Below are 23056 nucleotides of genomic sequence, written 5' to 3'. Positions count from 1 at the left end.
GTGCTCTGTTTCTGTTAATAAAACTACCTTAAAAGAACTGATATCTAAAGCCTTTTATAGTCTTTTGATAGGTTTTTTTAGGTAGTTTTTTTGTATTTACAAAAATTAACTCTACATTTGTAGAGTTAATTCTAACAATGTAGAGTAATGCAGTTATCCAAAGCCGAAGAACAATTAATGAAATACCTATGGAAATTAGAGAAAGGGTTTATGAAAGACCTACTTGATGCTTTTCCAGAACCTAAGCCTGCGACTACCACCGTTGCTACATTGCTGAAAAGAATGAAGGATAAAGGATTTGTTAATTATACCTTATACGGTAAATCAAGGGAGTATTATCCCTTGGTAAAGAAGACAGATTATTTCTCTAAACATGTAAATGGTTTGATTAAGAATTTCTTTAATGACTCGGCATCACAGTTTGCGTCTTTCTTTACTTCTGAAACGAATTTATCAACTTCAGAATTAGAAGAGCTTAAAAAGATAGTAGATCAAGAACTTTTAAAGAAACAAAAATGATAATGTACCTAATAAAATCTTCACTTTGTTTAATGCTTCTATGGGCATTTTATAAGTTGTTTCTGGAAAAAGAAAACATTCACTTTGTGAAAAGGTTTTATCTTTTGTTTAGTGTAATTTTTGCTCTAATAATTCCACTGATTACACTTACTTATCAGATAGAAGTTGTTGCCGAACCACAGTTAATTCAGGAAACGGTAAACCCGATGACAATTGGATCTACTACCAAGATAATAGAAGAACCAACCAATTACTTACCGATTTTTTTATGGAGCATTTATGGAATTGGGGTGCTAGTTTTTGGTATTAGGTTTATGCGTAATATTTATGATATTTCTAAAAAGATTCGTGCTAATGAAAGATTAATAGAATCTTCACATATCAATGTATTATTAAGTAGTGCTATAGTACCACATACTTTTCTTAAGTACATCTTTGTCTCTAAAAAAGAATTTAAACAGAGAAATATTCCTGAAGAAGTGTTACTACATGAAAAAACACATGTAGCACAAAAACATACACTAGACATACTGTTTGTAGAGGTTTTGCAAGTGTTTTTTTGGTTTAATCCAGTATTTATTTTGATCAAAAGATCGGTGAAATTAAATCATGAATTCCTTGCAGACCAAAATGTATTGAAACAACAATGTTCGATACAAAATTACTTTGATTTACTCCTTAATTACCCTAACAGCCTTAATCAAGCTGTATTATCGAGCCCTATTAATTATTCATTAACAAAAAAACGATTACAGATGATGACAAAAGAATTTTCTAAGAGTAGAACAGCGCTTAAAATAGCTGCATTAGTACCTATTTTATTATTATGCATATTATCTTTTAATAATGAGATAATAGCAAGAGAGGTAGCACTCCCAGTTGAAGAAATTACAGCACCAGTTGAAACTAATCCTAGTATTGAGGAGCCTTCAATTATGGTTTTAAAAGGAGAAAAAAAGGAGGAAGACGATTATTTGAACGCTATCAAAGATAATTTTCAAGATGGAGTTACAACTGAAATGCTTAAAGAATATAATCAATGGGCGAAGAACATTAATAAAAGGATAAAAAGTAACCAGAGTGTCATAATTCAGAAAAATGAATTGGATAGAATGGAATACATCTATAAAAATATGACTCCCGAACAGCGCAAAGGAGTTGAACAATTTCCTAATATACCGCCACCACCTCCAGCTCCTAAGGCACCAAAAGTAAAAAAGGGTGAAAAAAGTAATATTCCTCCTCCTCCTCCTCCTCCTCCTCCAGCTCCAGAAGCTCCGAAAGTAAAAAAAGGAGAAAAGAGTAGTATTCCACCGCCACCTCCACCGCCAAATAACGAGGAAGGGTCATCAATACATAAAGGAAACTATGCCGAAGTAAGGTTTTCTGAAAAATCGAATTTAAGTGATGAAGAAAAGGAAGCTTATATCGAGCGTGTTGAAGCTACATTAGCGAGAGAAAGAGCAGAAATTGAGCGGGAAAGAGCGGAAATTGAAAGGGAAAGAGCAAATATACAAAGAGAAGAATCCAGGCTTTTGGCAGAAGAAGCTAGAATGGAAAAGGAGATCGCTGCAGGCACAGCAAGACGTAGTGCTGAGGAAAGTAGAGAAGTAGCAGAAAAAGCAAGGGCAATAGCACGAGAGGCAAGGCATAAGGCAAGAGAAAGATCAGAAAAAGAAATGAAAAAAGCGGAATTGCAATCCAGAAAAGCAGAAAAACAAAGGCGCAAGGCCGAAATGGACGTTAGGAAAATTGCATTAAAAGCAGAGATGGAAGCTAGAGTGGCAATGAGAAAGGCTGAAATGCAGGCTCATAAAGCCGAGAGAGCGGCAAAGAAAATTGCATTAGAAGCAGAAATGCAGGCTAGAAAAGCAGAACGCCAAGCAATGAGGATGGAAAAGAACCATTCCCCCGAAAAATTAATAGAAAGTATGGCTAAAAAAGATGCAGAGTTTTATTATAACGGAAAACAAATTTCTGCTAAAAAAGCACTCAAACTTGTTGAAGGATCCGACACTAAATTTTCTATCGATGCATCTACAAAAAATGGGAAATCAAAAGTAATTATCAAAGATTGATCATATTCTTTGATTATCATAAATTATAAGAATTATCTAAAACCTCACCTTGGTGGGGTTTTTGCGCAACATTTATTTAGAAATCAGCGTTATAAGTCTATTGTCAATCAAAAAACACCCTTAGATTATGTTAAAACGATTTTTTATTATGTGCTCTGGAGCTGATGCCGATATACTGGCGGATAGTTCTAACGGAGAGCAAAACAAGTATGCAGGTATTGGTGCAACTGTATTTTTTACAGCGCTTATGGCGTTTTTAGCAGCTAGTTACGCGTTATATACAGTATTTGATAACTACTTTACTGCAGTTTTCTTTGGGCTAGTATGGGGATTGTTGATCTTTAATCTGGATCGATTTATTGTCTCTACAATTAAGAAAAAAGACAATTTTTTAGATGAGTTATTGCAGGCATCTCCTAGAATTGTTTTGGCAATAATAATAGCTATCGTTATTTCTAAACCCTTAGAACTAAAGATTTTTGAAAAGGAAATCGACCAAGTACTTCTGGAACAAAAGAATGATTTAACACTTGCTAATCAAGAACAAATAGCTACACAGTATGCTCCAATTATTAATGGTATTGATGCAGAAATAGTAGCATTAAAAGAAGAGATTAGTACTAAAGAAACTGAAGTAAATGAGTTATATGAAACCTATATTGCAGAAGCAGAAGGAAGAAAAGGAACAGAGATTGTAGGGAAAGGTCCAGTGTACAAGGAAAAAAGAGAAAAACATGATGCTATGTTGGCCGAACTCGTGGAGCTCAAAAAAACGAATGCGGAAAAAATTACAGGTTTAGAAGTACAAAAAACCGAATTAGCAGTAGCATATGATAAGCAAGTAACGGATTCTCAACCTATAATTGATAATTTTGACGGATTAATGGCAAGAGTGAATGCGCTTAACGAATTGCCTTGGCTTCCTTCGTTTTTTATCTTTTTATTGTTTTTGGCGATAGAAACTTCTCCGATTTTAGCAAAGCTACTGTCACCAAAAGGAGAATATGATTTTAAAATAGAAGATGTAGAAGGAGAGGTAAAAACATGGACGGCGCAGAAAGCTGATCAACGCAAAATTCTATTAGCAACGGATCACACCGTAAATGATCGGGTATATGGTGATATCGCCGAAGAAGATGAGCTATATCAATATAAGAAAAAAATTGCCAGAGAATTAATGCAGAAGCAACAAGATGCTTTTTATAAAAGACAAACAGGAATTCTATAAGTGTTATTTGTTATCCCAGCATGGTCATATCGAGTTTGTCGAAATGTATGCTGGGATTAATATTAGATTTTAAAACTTTCGATCAGGATGATATACATCTAAGTTTAAGGATGGTTTTTTATCTGAAATAATTTCTGAAACTAGTTTTCCTGTAGCAGGTCCCATACTCCATCCCATCATTGCATGTCCAGTAACAATAGTTAAATTTTCACATTTCTTGGATTTACCTATATAAGCCATCCCATCTGGGGAAACTGGTCTTAGTCCACAAGCAGCATTATTTTTTTCGTCTGCAGAAATTTCTATATCCGGATAATAACGATTGGCTGCATCGGCAATTGCTTGTACTCGTATAGGGTTAATTTTGTGATTTATACCCGCAATCTCCATGGTTCCTGCAAAACGAGTAAATCCTTGCATTGGTGTAACTGCAACTTTGGCTTCTGCAAGAATTGTAGGCATGGTAATTCCTAAATCTCTTTCAGAATTGATTCGATACCCCTTGCCAGCTTCTAAAAGCAACTTAAGCCCTATTTTTTTACTTAATAGGTTGGACCAAGAACCAGCAGCTAATATAAATTCATCCGCAGTATACGTTTTGGTGGAACTTTTAATACTAGTAATCTTTTCTTGATCAAATGTAAGATCAATAATTTTTTCGTTTTTTAGAAAAGTTACCCCTTTTTTCAAGAGGTATGCTTTCATTTCCTCCATAAATAGATGTGGAGTAGTGTGCCCATCGCATTCATACAATACTGCACCTTTGGCATTGAGTTGTATGTTCGGTTCCATTTGTTTTAATTCTGAAAAAGAGAGGTTTTTAACGGGCAGACCTTCATTTTGAGCTATTTTTCCAGTATGAATCTCTTCTTCCAACATCTTGTCGGTTTGACAAAGCATTAACAATCCTTTTTGCTCTAAATGGAATTTAAAATCCTCCTGTTCCTTAATTTCAGAATAAAGATCTCTACTCAATAAGTTTATATCTTTAATAGAAGAAATATTACGAGTTACATTTTCTGAAGAACAAGATTTGTTAAAGGCCCAAGACCATTGCAAGAAATGAGAGTTTAAACGAGGTTTAATAAACAGCGGGCTTTTTGGGTTAAACATCCACGCCAATCCTTTTTTCATAACACCAGGTGCCGCCAAAGGAATAATATGACTTGGAGTTAGGTATCCAGCATTGACATAAGAGGCTCCAGAATCCATAGATGACTGATCTATAATAGTTACATTATGACCTTCTTTCTGTAAATAATATGCGGAACAAATTCCTATTATTCCGCCACCGATGATGACAACTTCTTTCATTTTTTTAATTAAAATAGTCCAAATTAAATCACTTGAAACCCATGAGCATATGGATCATCCTGATCGTCAATGATGATGGTGTTGTATCCATAAACTTTTGCCCATCCTTGTACACTTGGAATAATAGCTTTTTTACCGATTAATTTTGTTTCTTCCTCTATTCGCCCAATAAATTTAGAACCTATATAACTTTCATGTATAAATTCTTCTCCCTTTTTTAATTTTCCTTTGGCATATAATTGTGCCATTCTTGCTGAGGTACCTGTGCCGCAAGGAGAACGATCTATGGCTTTATCTCCGTAAAACACAGCATTTCTTCCAGATGAGGTTGGATCGATCGGATCACCAGTCCAAAGAATGTGGCTAACATCTCTTATCGTTTCGTTCTCAGGATGAATAAAATAATCAGGATATTTTTTATTGATACTGTTTCGAATAACCTGAGAATATTGGATCAATTGAGAAGCGGTAAAATCTTGAATACCGCTAAAGTTTTTTTGAGGATCCACAATCGCATAATAATTACCGCCATAGGCGACATCAAAATTAATCTCACCTAATTCTGGGCAATCAATTGTCAGATTTTCTTCGGCGAGATATGATGTTACATTTTTCAGTTTTACCCAGTCTACTTTATTACCACTTTGTTGATATGCTATTTCTACCAATCCAGCAGGAGCTTCCATTCTAATGTTACCAGGAACTTTAGGTTGTATTAATCCTTCTTCAATGGCAATAGTAATTGTGCCAATTGTTCCATGGCCACACATTGGTAAACAGCCAGACGTTTCTATAAATAGAATAGCAAAATCATTTTCAGGATTATGAGGTTCGAATAAGAAACTACCACTCATCATATCATGACCACGAGGTTCGTACATTAATCCTGTCCTAATCCAATCATATTCTTGCAAAAAATGTTGTCGCTTTTCACTCATAGAATCTCCCTTTAGATTAGGGTGTCCCGAAGTGACTACTCTAACAGGGTTTCCGCAGGTGTGTGCATCAATACATTTATAAGTTGTTCTGGGCATTTTTTAGATTTTATCCTGTGTTTGCTTTCCATTCACTAGACGCAAAATTCCTAAAGAGTTTTCGTTTTTAAGCGCATCAGGTAACAAATCATTCGGCCAACTTTGATAACTAAATGGTCGCACCCAACGTTTAATAGAGTGAATACCTACTGCAGTGAATCTACTATCTGTTGATGCTGGATATGGACCACCATGAAGCATTGCAGCACACACTTCTACTCCTGTAGGAACGCCATTAAATATAATTCTCCCGACACGATTTTGAAGTGCTTCGATAATAGGAGTATATGCCGCAGCTTCTCCGTTTTCTGCTAGGATTGTTCCTGTGAGTTGTCCTTCTAATTGAGAGATCACCGTTTCTAATTCATCTGCATCTTTACATTGTACTACCATAGAAAACGGACCAAATACTTCTTGATGTAAGGTTGTGTTTTCTAAAAATGTTTTTCCTTCTACGGTTGTTACTGTTTGTCTAGCATGATTAGTAGCTATATCATTGTTATAATCAGCAGTAATTGTTAAGCCGTTTTGCTGTAATGCAGTTGCTTTATTTTTGTCATAATTACCGATGATATTAGGATGTAGCATACACGATGGTTCTATCTTTAGAATCTCATCAGACAGCACCTGAACAAAAGTATCTAATGCTGCTCCTTTTATTCCTAAAATTAATCCTGGATTGGTACAAAATTGTCCAGTCCCCAATGTGATAGATTGAGCGTATGTTTTGGCGAGATCTTCTCCCTTTGATTCAGTTGCTTTTGGCAAGAGTACTACTGGATTAATGCTGCCCATTTCTGCAAATACAGGAATTGGTTCTGGACGTTTAGATGCTAGATCAAAAAGTGCTCTACCACCTTTGATACTGCCAGTAAAACCAACAGCTTTTACCTTAGGATGGTTTACTAATTGAACACCAACTTCGATTCCAGAACTATTAAGATTAGAAAAAACACCATTCGGCATTCCAGTTTTTTGAGCTGCTTTTATAATGGCAGACGATACTAATTCTCCTGTTCCTGCATGCATGGGATGTGATTTTACAATCACTGGACATCCTGCTGCTAATGCAGCAGCTGTATCTCCTCCAGCAGTAGAATAAGCTAATGGAAAATTACTAGCTCCAAATACCACTACAGGACCTAAGGGAACCAGCATTTTACGAATATCTTGTTTTGGAATAGGTTGTCTATCTAAATCAGCTGTATCAATAGTAGCTTCTACCCAAGATCCAGTTTCAACTAGTTCGGCAAACATTCTTAATTGCCCAATAGTTCTACCACGTTCTCCTTTTGCTCTGCCTTCTGGTAAACCTGTCTCGGACATATAAGTTTCAACAAGTGTTTGATCCAATGCCAAAATTTCATCGGCAATAGCATTAAGAAATTCAGCTTTTTTAGGACCAGAAACTTTTTTAAACGATTCAAAAGCTTTAGAAGCCAATAGCACAGTTTTTTCTATTTCTTCTGTGGAGGCTTCAAAAAAAGTATGTGAGTTTTCGAGATTCAGCTTTGGATTAAAGGTTGTGTATGTTGTTGCCCCTTTTGCAGAAAGCTGATTTCCTATATAGTTTTTACCAGTTATCATGAGTAATGATGTATTGAATTCGTTAATAAGCTAATGATCTGTATTCAGGTAGAGAAGGTCTTGCTTTTAACCCATTTTCGATAATCTCTAATACGTTTTTACGCTCTTCTCCTGATAGTGGTAATCGAGGTGCTCGTACATTTTCGGTACCTATACCTGTTGCTACTTCTGCAAGCTTTATGTTTTGGACTAATTTAGGGTTTATATCCAATTCTAGCAATGGTAAGAACCAACGATAAATTGCTATGGCTTCTTGGATTCTTCCTGCTTTTTGTAATTCATAAATTGCAACTGTTTCTGCTGGGAAAGCACATACTAGACCAGCTACCCAGCCATCTGCACCCATTAGCAAACTTTCTAAAGCCAAAGTATCTACTCCCGAAAGAATTTTTAATCGATCTCCAAAACGATTTTTTAACCTAGTTATATTAGAGATATCTCTGGTAGATTCTTTTATGGCTTGAATATTATCACACTTTATGAGTTCTTCAAACATATCTAAAGTTACCTCAATTTTATAATCTACAGGATTATTGTAGATCATAATGGGTAAATCTGTACTTTTTGCAACTTCCTTAAAATAAGTCACTGTTTCTAGATCTCCTGCTTTATAACGCATAGGAGGAAGCATCATCAATCCGCTTGCACCGTCTTCTTTAGCTTTGCGAGCAGCTTCTATTGCTCCTTTTGTACTTTGTTCTGCAATATTTATAATCACAGGAACCTTGTTTTCAACAAAATCAACAGTAGTACGTACCAGTATACTTTTTTCATTATTACTTAATGTACTAGCTTCACCCAAGGTACCTCCTAAAATGATACCATGAACACCTGCATCAAGCTGTGCTTGAATATTTACTTTAAACATTTCCAGGTCTAAAGTGTCCTCATTTGTAAACTTTGTAGTAACTGCTGGCATAACGCCTTTCCATTCTATGTTCATCCTTTTTAATTTTGAGTCAAATATATTATCAATTTAAACGTAGCTATATCTGAAAATTATCGAATACTAATACTATATTACCCCATATTGCATCAATTTATGTAATTATGATTAATATTGAGGTATATATTGCTTTACATGAAAGTATTACCATTTAAAATACCGAAATCTACAACAGATACGTTAATTGTTCAAGAAGATAAGGAAATTGTCTTATATGATAAATTCCATCAACATGAGGAAATACAAGTTTCTATTATTATTTCTGGAGAAGGAAGTTTAATTGTAGGTGATACCATAACAGATTATAAGCCAGACGATATTTTGGTTTTTGGCAGCAATGTTCCGCATGTACTAAAGAGTGCGGTTTCAGAAAAAGAATCTTATATGATTTCTCTTTTTTTTACTAAAGAATCTTTTGGTAAGATGTTTTTTGAGCTGCCAGAGTTTGAAGACTTATCGGAGTTTTTTAGGAATTCTATATATGGAATCAGAGTGCTATCTGAAAAAGAAAAACTTAAAAAACAGTTTTTAAAGATTCTAAAGAAACAAACAAGGTTTGATCGTTTTACGGTTTTTTTGAAGATTTTAAAGCTACTGAAAGCTGCCGATGTTGAGACGATATCTTCTTTTATTTCAAGGAGAGCTTATACAGATAACGAAGGAAAACGTATGGCAAAAGTTTTTCAACTGGTTATGAACGAGTTTAACCGTGATTTTTCTCTTAAGGAAGTAGCAGATCTTGCTAATATGACACCAAATGCTTTTTGTCGTTATTTTAAACAAAGGACAAATAAGACCTTTTTTCAGTTTTTGATTGAAGTTAGGATTGAAAACATATGCAGGTTACTGTCAAAAGAACCTGAAATGACTATATCGGAAGCCTCCTATAATAGTGGATTTAAAAACTTATCAAATTTTAATCGAAAATTCAAAGAAATCAAAGGTGTTACACCATCAGAATATAAAAAGACTTTATACGATTCCCATTTTGTTTAAAAGAAACGAAGCGTTCATATTTTGACAAACTCCATCTTTAAATTTGTAATCAAAATATAACTCATCATTTACAATCTGAGCGTCAAAAAATCTGTTTTTGACCATATCTAATTCTGAAGCGATTTCGCATAGACTTAAATCATGAGTTGCAATGATTCCAGTTGCTTGTGCTTTGACTAATTTTTCTACAAATTTTCTGGATCCAGCTGCTTTATCTTTGCTATTTGTTCCTTTTAGGATTTCATCAAGAATAATAAAGTAATCATCTTTTTCCAGTGCATCAACAATTCTTTTTAGTTGGGTTAATTCTGAAAAGAAATAAGAGGCGTCATCACTTAAAGAATCTGAGGTTCTCATACTCGTAATTAATTTAATTGGACGGTAGGTACAGGATTTTGCACAAACTGGTAACCCTATATTAGACATTACGATTTGTAATGCGACAGTTCTTAGGAACGTACTTTTGCCAGCCATATTCGCTCCTGTAATGATGAAAAATTGCTCATTTTTAATGGTGATATCATTATCTACTCGTTTCTTAGTCTGTAGCATAGGATGCCCTAAATCTTTGGCATCTAGTATGGTGTTTTCTTTAGTTAATTGAGGATATACATAAGTTGGATTATTAAAAGCAAAATTACCTAACGAATTATACGAGTCGAAAAATGCAATTACCTCAAACCATTGATCTACTTTATTGTGATGCGCAGCAATCCATTTCTCTATTCGGTAGCATTGAATAATATCCCAAAGAAATAAACCATTAGCCAAGACCCCAAACATCATATTGTTTCGTTGGTCAAATGCATTAAGGATGCTTGCAAATTGTTTAAGTATGACTGAAGCTTTTTCTTTTTGATTAATAACATTTTGTTGTTTCTCCTTAAGCAAGGAAGCATCAAATTCACTGCATTCTATTTGATGTACTAGTTTATAATACTGCTCGAAAGTATCTTTTACTTTGTTGGCCGAATTGTATAGTGTATTTATTTTTTTTAATTGAGATCCTGTTATGCCTAAACCGATGAAAAACCAGATCAAAAAGATATTGAAGCTAATAATGTTCAAAAATAATAGCACGAGCATGAGTACAGAAATTCCAGATACTATTGCAGGAAGTACACTCATTATTTTAGGAACAACAGGGATATAATTTTGTAACCATTTTCGAATAGTAGGTATAGGAACGGTGACATCAACCAATGATGCTATAGCACTAAATTCTTGTCGCCATTTAGGTAGTTTGGACAGGTTTTTAATAGCATCTTGTTTTTTCTGTATATCATCAATGTTATTACTTCTTAAAATCGAAGCCAGGTTTTTTTTCCCTTCTTGGGTAGTAGTTCTGTTAGTATATTGAAAAAATGATCGATTACCGAACAAGTCGATATCATGGCTGTATGGATGCGTAGGGTCAATAAACTTTTTTCCTGTTGCCAGTTTACTATAATCATTATTAAAAACATCAAGCTCTAGCTTGTTAATAGCAATTAATTTCTGAAGTTTGTTTCTAACATAAGAAAGGTTTGTATGGCGATTGACCAATACAATAAACGCCACAATCCCAAGGACAATACTTCCTATTATAATTTGGGTATTAGGATATCCAAAATAAACGCCTGCTATAATTGCCAGAAATGTTACTATTCGAATTGTACTGGAAAAAGCCAGTTGTTTTTTTACCTTTTTTAGGGATATGTTATGAAGATCGATTTGTGATCTATAAAATTCTTTTGGGTTGTTCATACTAATCAACCTTATTGTTTTAATTATTATCTAAATATATCGAGAATAGAGCTGATGATTCCACCTCCGCCTGACTTACTTTCTTCTTCACGAGTTTGTAACCATATTCTTCCTTTTCCTTTTATTTCGAAGAGATATCCTTCACCACTAGTGACTAGTTCCTTTAATCCTTTGGATACTGTCTTTACTTCTAAACGCTCATCATACGCAATAAGTGCATCTTGATCTACTAAAATAGGAGTGTCTGAATCAATATTGTGTTTTAAAATCTTTCCAAATCCAATCAAAAAAAGTGCTCCAGATCCAATAGTTCTAAGCTTAAGTCCATCATTTAAGGTGTTTTTAAAGCCTTGTTTCGCAAGTACTAAGTTTAGATTCTTGGTTCTTCCGAAATGTACATCTGCTTCTATAAGAATTGAATCTTCTTCTTGTACATCGATTTCGAAAAGATCAGCATTTTTACCAGGAGAAAATAACATGGTAAGGGCGCTTTTTGCTTTGTAGATGTTATATGTCAAGCTTTTACCTCCTACAATCTTGGCAACCCAATTATTAACAGTTTTTGCTTCAATTTTGGTTTCTAATTCGTAGCTACCGTTTGCTAAAATCATACCTCCCTTTTCTACAATAAATTCTTCTCCTTCCTCCAGCTGTACTTCTAAATACGAGTTTGGGTATCCTAAAATCTTGGTATTCATTATTAGTGTTAACTATAAATTTTCTAATTCTTGTTTTGCTTTTTTGGTAAGACCACTTACTACTAAACCATATGAGTGATCAATCAATTCGCATAACATATCAGTAGCTAAACTACCAGAAAAGTTAACAGTATTCCAATGTTTTTTACTCATGTGGTATCCTGGTTGGATTTCTGAATGAATTTCTCGAAGTTCTAGAGACCTATCAGGATCACATTTTAGGTTTACACTAAAAGGAATATTGTCTAATCCAGTAAGTGCAAACATTTTTCCCATGACTTTAAATACCAGTGTCGTTTTATCAAAAGGAAATTCTTCAGTAACTCCTTTTTTTGATAAGCAATAATCTCTAAATGCTTCTATATTCATGCCGTTTTCAATTGTTTATCAGCTTACACATTATCTTAGAGGGATCTGATAAAGCATCAAACCCAAACTGTGTATATAATCCGTGAGCATCCGAAGTTGCTAACATCCATCGTTGAACTCTTTGAAGTTCTTTATGTTGCATTATGGTTTTCATTAATTCTTTAGCGTATCCATTCCTTCTATATTCGTCAATAATAAAAACGTCCATCAGATATCCAAAAACAGTATAATCCGTCAGAACTCTGGCAAAACCAATTTGTTTATCATCTATATAGACTCCAAAATTAAGACAATGTTCTATTGTAGTGACAACCTCTTTTTTAGTTCTTCCTTTGGCCCAATATGCATTGGTCAAGAATTGATGAATGAAGTCAATATCCAGTTTTTCTTTGTCTGTTGAAATAATGATACTCATGTGCTTTATTCTAAAAACTTTTGATCAGTATAGTTATCTGATTCTAGAGAGGAATAGTCTAAGCTCCATCCTATAGATTCGGCTACAGTTTCCATCAATGAGATTACTGTAAGTAATTCTTTTCCTGCGGATTCTATTAATCCACTATCAGGGATTTTATCTATTATAAATTGTTTAGCTTCCTGATTTATTTCGGTCAAGTCAGTAGAAGTCATTGGATTTAACCATCCTTCTTTTTTATCATAATACTTAAAATCGGTTTCTATAGTTAATAATTTAGGTTTAGGGAAATGAGTTAAGATAATTCGTTTGTTTTTAATATCGCTTTCTAATTTTATTTTAGAAAGATCAAAACCAACATGTGCTTTGGCATCAATAAGGATTAATGCTTTTTTCTTTCCTTTAATGATATTAAAAAACTTTTCTTTTACGCTTTCGTAATGATAGATTTCTGCAAAATCACCCTCTACAGTTACCAATTTACAAACACTTCTTATTTTTTCCATAAGGATTGTGGATTGTGCCTGTACACCAGATTTTCTTTTAACAGCACTGAATCTAGCAAAAATGAAATATGCCAGAATTGCACCCATTAATAATCCAACAAATAATAACTCCATATTAATTCTTTTTACCGATCTCGCCGAGGTGTGTAAAGTTAAACCCTTTTTCTAATTTTAAACCATAACCCAGAATCCGATCGAAGGCCGCATGAGAAAATAGAATAACTCCAGCTAGTAATAGAATTTCATTTGATACATACAACCCAATAAAATAAATTAGAATCGCCAAGCCTTTATGATGTAATATATTATAACAAAGTGCGCCTATTCTAGTATCGATTAAATATCCTAACATTCCAATATCAGGAACCAGAAATAAGATAATAAATAACCACCAGGAGAAAGACAATAAACTAAACAGGTATATTCCTAATCCGAGCATCGCTATTTCTTCTAGTTGTAGCGTAATTTTCATAATCAATCTTTGATTTTATACAAAATTGGTTTACTTGGAGAAGCATCATTTTCGAAAGATGCAATTTGCAGATTTAAAATATAGTTACCGTCTGTAATCTGATCCTTCACAAAAATCATTTCGGTGATTGTAGCTTCATACCTGATGTCATTGGGGTGATTCCAAAATGCATTATGCGCTAACAATTTGCCTTCGTCTTTTTCTTTATCTACAGAAGGTAGATCTATTAAAAGGTGTTTTATTCCTAACTCTCTGATGTATACAGCAGCTGCAGCTGTCAAATAGGGCCAATTGGTATGAGAATATTGCTTGCTCCGCTTTTCTGATGTGTTCGGAAGTGTTCGGATAACTAATGCTTCTGGATTAGATTTGACAACAGCTTTTATTAAATCTTTGGTTATTATATAGTCTTCTCCTTGTTTTTCTGGAAGTATTGTGATGACTTCTGCAACAAAAAAGAATTGTGTTAAAGCAGCATTGATACTATGAAACTCCTTAGTAATGTGACCTACACATTCAGTATGAGTTCCATGTCCGTGAGGATTAAAATAAATGTTATTGAAATTGGTTGAAGCGCCTTCAGAAACTTTACCTATCCAATTTCCTTGAGTAACAGGTTCTATTTTTGGAGGAGTAATATACCAGGCGTTAACATTCTCTTTTGTACCTCTCAAAGGGATAGATAAATCAATAGGTTGAGATAAGTCAACCTTGTACGTTGTATTTTGATATTGTATTTCTGCGATCATTAAATTTTTAATCTATTGTTTTGACTACCAGAAAAAGATAATCTCCATCAGTATTCTCATAGTTTTTTATAATATCGTTTATGTTACCAGAGGCGATGTCTTTTTCTAACGATTTTAACCCTTTTTCTACTTCTAAAGCATTAGAAAGAGATGAGAAAGAGGATATTCCGTGTCTTACTTTTGATTCGAAGTATAGTTTAGGATTGTGTTTCCCCGAATATAAAAAAAGATCTTCTAAATCTGGTTTGATAAAGTATTTTTCGGTGTTCACTATAGTAAGTCCATTCTTATTTAAATTCGTTTTAATTTCTTCAAACGAAGGCATTTGAATCATAGAATCTTGTAACATTTTTGGAAAATAATGATGTAACCAATATCCCTGCATTTGTTTTGGTGAAGCTGTAAAGATTATAAGATTTCCATTAGACCTTAATACTTTGCGTAGAGACGCAAAACCTTTATCCAGACTAGACCAATGATGAAGTGTTAAACTCGCAACAATCCCATCAATACTATTATTAGGAAGGTTTAGTGTTTCTGCTTTTCCAATTTCCCATTTCACCTTATTGTCTCCTTTTTTAGCTTTATTAAGCATTTCTAAAGAAGGGTCTATCCCAATAAAACGATACCCTTTTTTATCAAACTCTTTGGTATAGTTACCTGTTCCACATCCAATATCTAAATACATACCATTTTTTGACGGGTTAAGAAGATTCAGTAAACGACTAAAAATGTAAGGATCAGCTTTACGCGTTGTATTATAGTTGGTTCCTATAAGGTCATATTTTTCGTGCATAACCAAATTATTTGAAGACTAATAGACTACCCTAAATTTAGCAAGAAAAGATCACTTGCAATCCCATCACTTAAAAACTTCCCTTTTTTAGTAATTGTTAGGATATCTCCATCCATAGATAATAAGTGTTCATCGATATGTTTTTGGGATTGTTTTAATAAGTATTCCTTATAAGTACGTCCAAAATTTTCTTCTACTTTCTGTAAAGAAATACCCCAAATTGTTCGTAATCCTGTCATTACATATTCATTGTATTGATCAGTGATGGTGAGTTTTTCGATTTCTCGCGGAAGTGTATTTTGTTGTAGTGCTTTGAGATATTTGTGATTGTTATTAATATTCCAACTGCGTTCTTTTCCATTATAAGAATGTGCAGAAGGACCAATTCCCAGATATCGTTTGCCTTGCCAATACGCAGTATTATTTTTACTGAAATAACCAGTTTTCCCGAAGTTAGAGAATTCATAATGTTCGAATCCTGCTTTTTGCATCATTTCTATAAGAATTTCGAAATGTTGCTGTGCTAATTCATCCTTAACAGGTTTTATGATTCCTTTTTCAATAAATGACGATAGGGCAGTATTGAGCTCTACAGTTAGTGCATAGCTGGAAATATGCGGAACTCCAGATTCTATAGCTGTAGTTACATTTTTTTTCCATCGATCAGCAGACATTTCCGGAATACCATATATTAAATCAACAGATATATTTTCGAAATACTTGCTCGCGTAAGACAAGCATTTTTTTGCTTCCTCAGCATTATGAGCCCGATTCATCATGATCAAATCTTCCTCAAAAAATGACTGTATACCGATACTAAGTCGATTTACTTGAGTAGCTGCAAGAGCTTCTATTTTTTCTTTGGTAAGATCATCAGGATTGGCCTCTATCGTTATTTCTGCATCGTTAGAGACAAGATAGTTTTCATAAACTGTGTCGATGATAAATTTTAACGCAAAAACGGATAACATGCTAGGTGTTCCTCCTCCAAAATATATGGTTTTTATCTCTTCATGATCATCAATTTCTGATCTGCGTAATTTAATTTCATTACATATTGCAAAAACCATTTCATCTTTCTTTTTTATAGAAGTAGAAAAGTGAAAATCACAATAATGACAGGCTTGTTTACAAAATGGGATATGTATATAGATACCGCTGATAATTTTAGGTTTTAGAGTTTGGATGTATGCTATTAATTCTAAGAACCATACATCATAATTAATAATTACTTTTTTACACGTTTTTCATTTTGCTTTACAAAAGCTGCCCAACCCGTGTAACTTTTACCAACAATATCTGCTCGACCCATATTGTAGAAATGGCAAACAGCTGCTGCTAATCCATCTGTAGAATCTAAGTTTTTCGGTAATGTTTTTAGTTGTAAAAGATTTTGTAGCATTTTTGCTACCTGCTCTTTACTAGCATTACCATTACCAGTAATGGCCATTTTTATTTTTTTTGGAGAATACTCTGTAATAGGAACTTCTCTGCTTAATCCAGCAGCCATAGCCACTCCTTGAGCGCGACCAAGTTTAAGCATAGATTGTACATTTTTACCAAAAAATGGCGCTTCTATTGCAATTTCATCTGGATGGTAGGTGTCTATCAGTTCTACGGTTCTCTCAAAAATTAATTTAAGCTTTAGGTAATGATCGTCATATTTACCCAACTGCAACTCATTAAGTTGTAGAAAGGACATTTTTTTCTTAACTACTTTTATCAATCCAAACCCCATAATTGTGGTTCCTGGGTCAATACCTAATATTATTTTTTCGTTTTCCAATTACCCATGAGTTTTTACAAAACTAAACAATTAACGACAAGAAATATGTTCTAATCGATGCTAATTACAAGAGGTAGCTTATATCTCGTAGTTACTGGAGTACCGCGCGTATGTGCAGGTGCAACTTTAGGGAGATTATCAATGCTTTCTTCTATTAAGTATGTGAAATCTGGAATTTGAGAAGTAATAATTTCGGGCAAAGTAAAATTATCCAATGTTATTTTACCTTTGTTAGTAATGATTAAAGGAATCCAAACAGTATCATTGATAGCTTCATTTACAACGATTGTTTGATCTGATAAATGACCCATAATTCGTTGTGTAATTGTATTTCTAAAGCAAGATTCTAGCTCTTCTTCTGATACAAATTTGCATGCTTTAAATAAGGGAGGTTGTTCTACGTCATTAGTGTCAATTTCTGCCCATTTTTTTTCAATAAATGTTTCCTTACTCTCTTTTTTGACAACTATGTTGTCACAAGAATACGTTGCGAAAATCAAAACATATATATAACAAATCTTCTTAATCATAGATAATTTTATGCACTGCAAAAATATAGTATGTATTTTCAGAGGGTATAAAATTAAAGTTTTTTATTCAAAACAACGTATGGAATAATGATTTGTGTGTTGTTGTAAAAAAAGAATGGGTTTTTGAAAAATATTATTTCTTTTCAGCTTTTTTTTTGCTGGTTTCTATTTCTTCTTCAAGTTGAGCGATTCTTCTTTTAACAATGAAATTAAAATAATTCTTTTTACTAGTATCCTCACCAAATTTCTTAATGAATACGTTGTAGTAATCTAATTTGACTTGTGGATCTTTATAGTATGCATCGGCAAATGCAGCTAATTGATACTGTGCTCTAGCATAATTAGGGTTTTCTTTAAGTGCAACTTTTGCTTGCTGTATTGCCTTCTCCCATTGCTTTTGGTGTCTGTACATCATCGCAATGTTTAATAAATCTTCTTCTATTGGTAGATCTTTTAAGGCTATTGCAGCTCTATAGCTATCTAAAGCCATTTCGTAATTTTTGACCGCTGTATAAGCTTCTGCTAATCGCGTATATCTAATAGGGATTTTATCATTGTAATTTAACGCTTCTTGATATTGCGGAATCGCTAATTCATAATCGTAGTTTTTATGATAACATAAGGCCAGTGAAGCGTGTATAAATTCGTTACTATATCCTAATGAGATTAATTTCTCAAAATAAGGAATTGCTTCTTCATAATATTGTCTCAAGAGGTAATTTTGACCAAGAACATTGATCAATTCGGGATTTTCGGGATAAGATGCCAATCCTTTATTTGCGGTATCGAAAACCTTGTTGTATTTTCTTTTTTTGAGATAATACATAGCAACTTCAAAACAGCTTTTTTGGTGTGTACTATCAAGTCTAAAAGCTTCTTCAAAATAGGTGATTGCGGTAGAATCTTTAAGCTTTTTCTTTGCCAACCCTAATCGATATTGAAAATTGGGATTTTTATCATGTTGCAGGACCAATTCTGAATATACACTATCAGCTTTCTGAATCTTATTGGTAGTCATCAATAATTTAGCGTATTCAAGTTTTGCAGAGCTTAAAGAAGGATTACTAATAACAGCTTTTTCATAATATGTTAATGCGTTAAGATAGGTGCCTTTTGCTTTATGAGCCTTTGCTATTTGTAAGAATATATATTGATCCTTCGGGATTATTTTTTCATAGTTTTTAATCGCTTCCGAATAATTACCAAGTGCATAAAAATTATCTGCCGTTTTTAAAGCTGAAGATTGTGCTTCAGTTTCTATAAAAACTAATAAAATAATTATTAAAAAATGGAATTTTATCGGATTATACGCTGCCATTATCTTTCTTGTTAATCTCTTTAAGAATGGTTTCCAAATCTTCAATATTCATATCATTTTTCTTAACAAAAAAGGAGACCATATTCCTAAAAGATCCATTAAAGTAGTTGTTCATTAATTTGTTTAATGATTGATTACTATACTCCTCTTTTTTAACTAGAGGAAAGTATACATACCCTTTGCCTTGTTTGCGATGAGAAACAAATTCTTTGTTTTCCAGAATTCGAATGATCGTAGAAATTGTATTGTAGGCTGGTTTTGGTTCTGGCATTTTATCTATAATAGCGGCTACATTACCTTCTCCAAGCTCCCATAATAGTTGCATTACTTCTTCTTCTGCTTTGGTGAGTTGTTTCATTTGTCTAAATATTATTTTCTTTGATTATTGAATTTTAAGGATATACATGTCTCCTTTGTATCGATTGTCGAAATCAGAAAACAACATCTTTTTTGCTTCTTCTAGAGTATCATATCTTTCTAAATACACATAAATGTATCTGTCTTTTGGGTTTCTAAAAAACTTAGGGTCAAGCTTTTTCTTTTTTAGGTTAGCCATTCCTCTTTCAAAATAGTTCTTGCGTTTAAAAATATTAGTAACCAGATAATATCCGTTTTTCACCTCATGGCCCGTCATAAAAGACAAAGATTCGGTCAAGACTTCATTTTCTGTAACACTTGCTTGTTCCTTTTCTATAGTTTCTTTAGACTTTGGTGCTATTTTAAATACGATAGGTAATGAATACAAGACATTAACCTTTTCTCCTTTGGACTCTCCAGGATTCATTTTAGGAAGTAATTTTATTACCCTTGTGGCCTCTAATTCCAATTCTGGCGCAGGAGCACGAGATTGGATATCTACTATTTGTCCTTCTGTATTAATTTTAAATCGCACGTAAATTCTATTTATTCCTGACAATCCAATTTCTTCTGCAATTTTGATATTAAAGTTTCTATTTACAAATTGACTAATTTCATCAGATACACATTTTTTAATTAACTCTTTATCTGTAAGATCCTTACATTTTTCGGTAGTCGGTACTTTATCTACTGCTGCAAAAGGAACATCTTCTGGTTCCAAAAGCATAAGAATATGTCGAATACCGACTCCTTCTGACTGTATTTTTTCTACTGTTAGAATGTGCCATCCAAATGGTGTTCTAAAAGGATCAGATATCTCTCCTTCTTTAAGACTGAAAACAACATTTTTGAAACTCTCATGAAAAGGATCGTCTTTATTTACTAAATAGTATCCTCCATTACCTTTTGATCCTGGATCTTCAGAATATAACACAGCACGGCTGGCAAAACTTTTTCCGTTTTTGATAACATCTTCTTTGATCTCAAGAAGTTTCTTTACAATTTTTTGATCTGACTTAGATAAAGAATCTTTTGTTGTTTGAATAGAAGTAGGTTTCTGTATAACCGCTGGATTCGACTTTTTTTCTACCACCTTGGTATTCGTTTCTTCATTATTGGTATTATCAACCTCAGTACTAGCAGCTAATTTTTCTTTCTGAAGAATTCTAGCGTTTTCTTCTGCTTTAGAAAATTTATTGGTTAATTCCTGTATTTCTTCTTTGATTTTTTCACTCGAAATGTTGGCAAGAGATATTGCTTTCTGCGAAAAAGCAGTAAATGTTACCATAATAGCCAATAACGGAACTATTGCTAAATATTTAAGTTTAGCATTAGCTTTTGATTTCGTTTTTTGAAGCATGATGATTCTTTTTTTAAGTAATTTATGATTGAAGAAGTTATTAGCAAACTTTACATTTTTGGTTTGAAAATTTGCATTAAGTAATTGTTCATAGTATTCCTGTTTTCCTAATAGTTTGATTGCAGACGCATCAGAAATATACTCGTGTAAAGTGACTATTCTGGAATGATAGATATACACCATAGGGTTAAACCAGAAAAAGATCTTAATGATCTCAAACCAAATAAGATCTAGGGTGTGTTTTTGTTTAAGATGTACAATCTCATGAACCAGAATTTGATTTTTTTCAGTATCAGATAGTTGATCTCCGACGTATATGGTGTTCCAAAAAGTAAAGGCATCTTTACTGTTCTTTAATACTCTTACTGGATAGTTGTTGATACTCCCTTTGATAGAATTTTTCTTTAAAGATCGAATGATTAAGGCTTTTCTAATAAACAGAAATATCATAACCGAAACACCAATTGTATAAAGCACTATCCACCAATTGATGTCTAAGGTTGGGGTTAAAGCTGAATTAGCAACTTCTATGGTATTATTACTTATGGCACGTTCTCCAATAAAAACAGTAGGTAAATCAATTACATAGTTATCCGGGATGGTTTCCTGAATAGTTTTTACTTTAAGTAATGGTAGTATCATTGAGAGTAATGAACTAATTAAAAGATATACTCTATTAACAGTAAAAAAAGTATCTTTTTTATGAAACAAATCATAGGCTAATAAAAATATTAGCTGAAATAATACGGTTTGAATAATGTATTGAAGCATATCTTTTTTTTGGTTAAAAATTATCAGAGTTTTAGTCAATACTGAGTCTGTGTATTAGTATCATTTTATATAGGATAAACAGACTCAGATTGACGACCCCAATATTATTACTTAGACAATTTTATTTTTTAACTAAGAATTTAGTTGAATAGCAAATATAAACATTTTTTCGTTTTAACTAACTTTTTAGTTAAAAAAATAAAGTTTGATTAAAAACGAGTGTTAACTAATATTGTAGAATTAGTAACAAAATGCAATAAGTGTAGTCTAATTAAGTAATTATGGATATAGCTTTAGTAATTATTGGTTTTATTTTGTGCCTTGTGGGTATTGTAGGAAGTTTTCTTCCAGTATTACCAGGCCCTATGACTTCTTGGATCGGGTTATTAATCTTACACTTTACCAAAGTTATCCCACAAAATTGGACGTTTTTAGGAGTTACTTTGGGTATTGCAGTATTCGTGTGGATTCTTGATTATATTGTTCCTGCATGGGGAACAAAACGTTTCGGAGGAACAAAGTATGGAATGATCGGTAGTTCGGTAGGACTTATTTTAGGGTTACTTTTTTTAGGTCCATTTGGAATTATTATTGGTCCTTTTGCTGGGGCCTTTATCGGAGAGCTTATTAAAGACAGTAATGATGCTTCTAAGGCTTTAAAAGCGGCTTTTGGTTCTTTTCTAGGTTTTCTTGCAGGGACCTTTGTAAAGTTTATCGTGTCTATCGCTTTTGTTATTTTGTATGTAAACAAAGTATGGGAATATTGGGGAGAGTTGTTCTAAAATGATCTCGTTGATCCTAAAAATAGCATTAAACAAAAAAGAGCGTCTCCACGCTCTTTTTCTTCACACAAATCATCTTAATTTAGGGGCTTATTCTAAAATTAAAACTCACTTTTTATAAAAACTTTCATCTTGGGGATAATGAAAGCACTAACTCATTTTCACTTTGTAAAGATACAATAAAAATCGTAACAACCAAACTTTTTGTGTATTTTATCTATGAAAAAATGCATTTTAACATATTTAGGAGGGTTTTTGTAAATATTTGTAGGTTTAATACTACAATTCTGTTATAACATCATTTTGGACATCCCTTTTGCGGTTTATAATTTGGTGGTCGAAATAAAAGTATAATGAGGTGATCAAATAGCTGCTGAGTTTTGTAATCTCATAATTAAGGATACAGTATTGAAGAAGGGATATATGTAAATTAAAAAAAGCCTCTCCGTTTTCAGGAAAAGCTTCTCATCGGTTTACTACTAAACCACCCACGCAATAGGCGTGGGACAACACAACTTTGTTAATTGCAAAAAAAAGCTTCAATGGTAGTTGAAGCTTTTGCAATTTTGCGGTCTGGACGGGACTCGAACCCGCGACCCCCTGCGTGACAGGCAGGTATTCTAACCAACTGAACTACCAGACCATTGCCTTATTGCGGATGCAAATATACACCTCATTTTAATACTCACAAATGTTTTT

General features: G+C 33.3%; 23 protein-coding genes and 1 tRNA gene. 5 read left to right on the top strand and 19 right to left on the bottom strand.

The features are described 5' to 3' along the window. The first annotated feature begins 147 nt into the window (after positions 1 to 147). From QBK95_RS20515 to QBK95_RS20505, 3 genes are all read left to right on the top strand, one after another. Positions 148 to 519: a BlaI/MecI/CopY family transcriptional regulator gene (locus tag QBK95_RS20515; protein WP_280936424.1), complete on the top strand. Its 372-nt coding sequence runs from the start codon at positions 148 to 150 to the stop codon at positions 517 to 519. An 86-nt stretch (positions 520 to 605) separates the two neighbouring features. Continuing rightward, on the top strand, positions 606 to 2597 hold the full coding sequence (locus QBK95_RS20510; RefSeq protein WP_280936423.1) for a M56 family metallopeptidase: 1992 nt from the start codon (positions 606 to 608) through the stop codon (positions 2595 to 2597). Between the two features lie 127 nt (positions 2598 to 2724). Next, positions 2725 to 3825, top strand: coding sequence for a DUF4407 domain-containing protein (locus QBK95_RS20505; protein WP_280936422.1), 1101 nt, complete (start codon positions 2725 to 2727; stop codon positions 3823 to 3825). A gap of 69 nt (positions 3826 to 3894) precedes the next feature. On the opposite strand, the gene QBK95_RS20500 is transcribed toward QBK95_RS20505, so the two are convergent. Genes QBK95_RS20500 through QBK95_RS20485 form a run of 4 tightly spaced genes read right to left on the bottom strand, consistent with a single transcriptional unit; the run spans position 3895 to position 8703 of the window. Continuing rightward, complete coding sequence (locus QBK95_RS20500) at positions 3895 to 5139, bottom strand: NAD(P)/FAD-dependent oxidoreductase (RefSeq protein ID WP_280936421.1); 1245 nt, start codon at positions 5137 to 5139, stop codon at positions 3895 to 3897. 23 nt (positions 5140 to 5162) lie between these two features. Beyond that, the gene (locus QBK95_RS20495; protein ID WP_280936420.1) at positions 5163 to 6173 is read right to left on the bottom strand and encodes a 4-hydroxyproline epimerase; all 1011 of its coding nucleotides are present in this window, start codon (positions 6171 to 6173) and stop codon (positions 5163 to 5165) included. A gap of 3 nt (positions 6174 to 6176) precedes the next feature. Then, positions 6177 to 7760 carry an aldehyde dehydrogenase (NADP(+)) gene (locus tag QBK95_RS20490; RefSeq protein WP_280936419.1) on the bottom strand — a complete coding sequence of 528 codons (1584 nt, stop codon included), beginning with the start codon at positions 7758 to 7760 and terminating at the stop codon, positions 6177 to 6179. 22 nt (positions 7761 to 7782) lie between these two features. Beyond that, positions 7783 to 8703: a dihydrodipicolinate synthase family protein gene (locus tag QBK95_RS20485; protein ID WP_280936418.1), complete on the bottom strand. Its 921-nt coding sequence runs from the start codon at positions 8701 to 8703 to the stop codon at positions 7783 to 7785. 138 nt (positions 8704 to 8841) lie between these two features. Between QBK95_RS20485 and QBK95_RS20480 the strand changes: the two genes are divergently transcribed. Beyond that, the gene (locus QBK95_RS20480; protein ID WP_280936417.1) at positions 8842 to 9702 is read left to right on the top strand and encodes an AraC family transcriptional regulator; all 861 of its coding nucleotides are present in this window, start codon (positions 8842 to 8844) and stop codon (positions 9700 to 9702) included. On the opposite strand, the gene QBK95_RS20475 is transcribed toward QBK95_RS20480, so the two are convergent. The 14 genes from QBK95_RS20475 to QBK95_RS20410 all read right to left on the bottom strand — a co-directional run bounded on the left by QBK95_RS20475 (position 9679) and on the right by QBK95_RS20410 (position 21575). Beyond that, positions 9679 to 11448 carry a MutS-related protein gene (locus QBK95_RS20475; protein ID WP_280936416.1) on the bottom strand — a complete coding sequence of 590 codons (1770 nt, stop codon included), beginning with the start codon at positions 11446 to 11448 and terminating at the stop codon, positions 9679 to 9681. The two genes, QBK95_RS20480 and QBK95_RS20475, sit on opposite strands and share 24 nt — an antisense overlap. Before the next feature lie 26 nt (positions 11449 to 11474). Then, positions 11475 to 12146: a TIGR00266 family protein gene (locus QBK95_RS20470; RefSeq protein ID WP_280936415.1), complete on the bottom strand. Its 672-nt coding sequence runs from the start codon at positions 12144 to 12146 to the stop codon at positions 11475 to 11477. A gap of 12 nt (positions 12147 to 12158) precedes the next feature. Continuing rightward, complete coding sequence (locus QBK95_RS20465) at positions 12159 to 12515, bottom strand: MmcQ/YjbR family DNA-binding protein (RefSeq protein WP_280936414.1); 357 nt, start codon at positions 12513 to 12515, stop codon at positions 12159 to 12161. A 7-nt stretch (positions 12516 to 12522) separates the two neighbouring features. Beyond that, positions 12523 to 12930: a GNAT family N-acetyltransferase gene (locus tag QBK95_RS20460; protein ID WP_280936413.1), complete on the bottom strand. Its 408-nt coding sequence runs from the start codon at positions 12928 to 12930 to the stop codon at positions 12523 to 12525. Positions 12931 to 12935: 5 nt separating this feature from the next. Further along, positions 12936 to 13550, bottom strand: coding sequence for a DUF4230 domain-containing protein (locus QBK95_RS20455; protein WP_280936412.1), 615 nt, complete (start codon positions 13548 to 13550; stop codon positions 12936 to 12938). Position 13551: 1 nt separating this feature from the next. Next, positions 13552 to 13908, bottom strand: coding sequence for a DUF4260 domain-containing protein (locus QBK95_RS20450; protein WP_280936411.1), 357 nt, complete (start codon positions 13906 to 13908; stop codon positions 13552 to 13554). Positions 13909 to 13910: 2 nt separating this feature from the next. Next, a complete protein-coding gene (locus tag QBK95_RS20445) occupies positions 13911 to 14657 on the bottom strand; it encodes a cyclase family protein (RefSeq protein WP_280936410.1) in 747 nt (248 codons plus the stop codon). Positions 14658 to 14664: 7 nt separating this feature from the next. Continuing rightward, the gene (locus QBK95_RS20440) at positions 14665 to 15453 is read right to left on the bottom strand and encodes a class I SAM-dependent methyltransferase (protein WP_280936409.1); all 789 of its coding nucleotides are present in this window, start codon (positions 15451 to 15453) and stop codon (positions 14665 to 14667) included. A 26-nt stretch (positions 15454 to 15479) separates the two neighbouring features. Next, the gene (gene hemW, locus QBK95_RS20435) at positions 15480 to 16616 is read right to left on the bottom strand and encodes a radical SAM family heme chaperone HemW (RefSeq protein ID WP_280936437.1); all 1137 of its coding nucleotides are present in this window, start codon (positions 16614 to 16616) and stop codon (positions 15480 to 15482) included. 65 nt (positions 16617 to 16681) lie between these two features. Continuing rightward, a complete protein-coding gene (gene ruvC / locus QBK95_RS20430; protein ID WP_280936408.1) occupies positions 16682 to 17239 on the bottom strand; it encodes a crossover junction endodeoxyribonuclease RuvC in 558 nt (185 codons plus the stop codon). A 50-nt stretch (positions 17240 to 17289) separates the two neighbouring features. Then, a complete protein-coding gene (locus QBK95_RS20425) occupies positions 17290 to 17769 on the bottom strand; it encodes a hypothetical protein (RefSeq protein ID WP_280936407.1) in 480 nt (159 codons plus the stop codon). A 133-nt stretch (positions 17770 to 17902) separates the two neighbouring features. Next, positions 17903 to 19087, bottom strand: coding sequence for a tetratricopeptide repeat protein (locus tag QBK95_RS20420; protein ID WP_280936406.1), 1185 nt, complete (start codon positions 19085 to 19087; stop codon positions 17903 to 17905). Continuing rightward, on the bottom strand, positions 19074 to 19445 hold the full coding sequence (locus QBK95_RS20415; RefSeq protein ID WP_280936405.1) for a BlaI/MecI/CopY family transcriptional regulator: 372 nt from the start codon (positions 19443 to 19445) through the stop codon (positions 19074 to 19076). Before QBK95_RS20415 ends, QBK95_RS20420 begins: the two co-directional genes overlap by 14 nt. A gap of 24 nt (positions 19446 to 19469) precedes the next feature. Continuing rightward, the gene (locus QBK95_RS20410; protein ID WP_280936404.1) at positions 19470 to 21575 is read right to left on the bottom strand and encodes a peptidylprolyl isomerase; all 2106 of its coding nucleotides are present in this window, start codon (positions 21573 to 21575) and stop codon (positions 19470 to 19472) included. A 281-nt stretch (positions 21576 to 21856) separates the two neighbouring features. Here QBK95_RS20410 and QBK95_RS20405 point away from each other — a divergent pair, with 281 nt between their 5' ends. Continuing rightward, positions 21857 to 22357: a DUF456 domain-containing protein gene (locus tag QBK95_RS20405; RefSeq protein ID WP_280936403.1), complete on the top strand. Its 501-nt coding sequence runs from the start codon at positions 21857 to 21859 to the stop codon at positions 22355 to 22357. 569 nt (positions 22358 to 22926) lie between these two features. Here QBK95_RS20405 and QBK95_RS20400 read toward each other — a convergent pair. Next, a tRNA-Asp gene (locus tag QBK95_RS20400) sits at positions 22927 to 23000 on the bottom strand. Positions 23001 to 23056: the final 56 nt, after the last annotated feature.

The sequence above is a fragment of the Aquimarina mycalae genome (assembly GCF_029906345.1).
Taxonomy (GTDB): domain Bacteria; phylum Bacteroidota; class Bacteroidia; order Flavobacteriales; family Flavobacteriaceae; genus Aquimarina.
The sequence above is the reverse complement of the archived record's forward strand: the minus strand, read 5'-3'. Positions and strand labels throughout refer to the sequence as shown.